The organism is Gemmobacter caeruleus (genome assembly GCF_008271655.1).
GTDB lineage: Bacteria > Pseudomonadota > Alphaproteobacteria > Rhodobacterales > Rhodobacteraceae > Gemmobacter > Gemmobacter caeruleus.
In genome coordinates, this window is the sequence record NZ_VKKX01000039.1 from 1 (window position 1) to 1,686 (window position 1,686).

Below are 1,686 nucleotides of genomic sequence, written 5' to 3' on the forward strand. Positions count from 1 at the left end.
GTGAAGGAGTCTCTGACGGAAACCCAGAAAGGTTCGCTAACATATTGATAAAAAATATTTTTCGATTATGGCGTCGTTCGGCTCATAACCTGAAGGCCGCAGGTTCAAATCCTGCCCCCGCAACCAGTTTTATAAAATAACCTCAACAGGTTAGCGGCCGCCCCAACGGGCGGCTTTTTGTGTTCCAAACGGCAGGTCAACAATAGGTCAACAAACGGGCCAAAACTACGTGCGATTCCAGTGAGATACGGGCCTCGCAGGACGCCAACCGCGCGAACACCGCAACGGAGCGCGCACGATAGGAAAGGCGGCTTATTCCGCCGCCTCAAGCCCCTCTGCCTCGTCCTCGATCATGTCCTCAACAGGCTCATCTGTCGCTGCACCGCGATAGATCGCCTTGCCGGTCGCGGCCTCGATCAGCCCCAGCAACGCCTCCTGGCGCCGTCCGACGAAGCCGTCGAAATCATCCGTCCGCAGCAGCTGCGGATCGATCAGGTGGCTCTCAAGGTGTGTGTCGATGGCTGCGTCGGATGCAGCGCCTTGCTTGGGCAAGCGCGCGAGATACGCGGACGGGGCATCGCCGCCGACGATCCGGTTGGTCTTTGAACTCAGCGGGGTCTTGTTGATGATGGTGTCATACCGCTCGCGCGGGATGCCCATCTTCTGGCACCAAGCGCGGGGGAAGATGTGATGAATGTCGACGGCTTCGTCGAAGTAGCTCGTCTGGTTGTAGCTCTGCCCCGACAGGAAATCCCGGGCCTGTTTGTGCATCAGCAGGGCATGAACGCCCTTGTAGGCCGCCGAAAGCCGTGACGTCATCGTCTTGAGGCGTTCCGGCCGGAAGGCCGAGTCCTTCACCGTTGTCGGTTCCGGCCCGCCATCGATCCATGCGAGGACATCGGCAAGGTCCTTGGCGAAACGGGTCTCGATCGCCCCGCCGTAAAGTTCCCCGAAAACCCCGCACCAATACCACTGGGCAAGCTTCTGGCGCACCGCCTCCTGCGTCCAACGATCGCCAAGTTCCGTGAGGATGGCTGCCAGCGGCACCAGTTGCGACTGATAGGGGACATCCTTGAACCAGAAGATGTTCTGACCGAAGAGGAACTTCCCGGCCTTCTTGAACCCCTCCTCCAGTGCTCCCGCATATTGCTTGTAGGCGCCAAGCGGCACGCTGAGTACGGTATCGCGGGTGCAGCTGATGGCGGGAGCATCGCCGGGCAACTGCGCCGCCAGATGGTTCAGGCGGCGATCCCGCGTGAACAGAAGCGCCAGGGCCTGGAAGAAGTCCGTCGGCTGCAAACGCGTCAGCGGATGCTCCTTCAGGGCGATCGCATCCTTCAGGTTCCTGGCGATCTTCGTCCATTCCTCGCGCAGCAGGAATCCTTCTTCCTCACCCGCGTAGATCGCCGTTAGCAGTTCGAACGCGTCGAGCTTCTTGCCGCCCGTGTTCACCTTCTCGAACACAAGGCAAACGGCCTCACGGCTTGTGCTCTTGCCGAGCTCGATCACCGGCATCTGGTACTGGTGAAAGGCAGACAGCACCTCGTTCAGGAACCGGAACTGAACCGCGCCGGGTTTGCCGGAGGCTGATTGATCTTAGTTACGCGGCCATGGCTTCAGTTTCCAGAGCTGCGTAGAAATTGGCCTCTGCTTCTGCGGGCGGGATGTTCCCGATTGGCTCAAGCA

General features: G+C 59.8%; 1 protein-coding gene. It reads right to left on the reverse strand.

Annotated features, from left to right (window positions below):
• Nucleotides 1–312: 312 nt before the first annotated feature.
• Complete coding sequence (locus tag FOA17_RS13440; RefSeq protein ID WP_149142023.1) at nucleotides 313–1,515, reverse strand: hypothetical protein; 1,203 nt, start codon at nucleotides 1,513–1,515, stop codon at nucleotides 313–315.
• Nucleotides 1,516–1,686: the final 171 nt, after the last annotated feature.

Excerpts from the sequence above, each read along its gene's own strand:
- FOA17_RS13440 (WP_149142023.1), bottom strand. The coding sequence starts at position 1,515 with ATGCCGGTGATCGAGCTCGGCAAGAGCACAAGCCGTGAGGCCGTTTGC.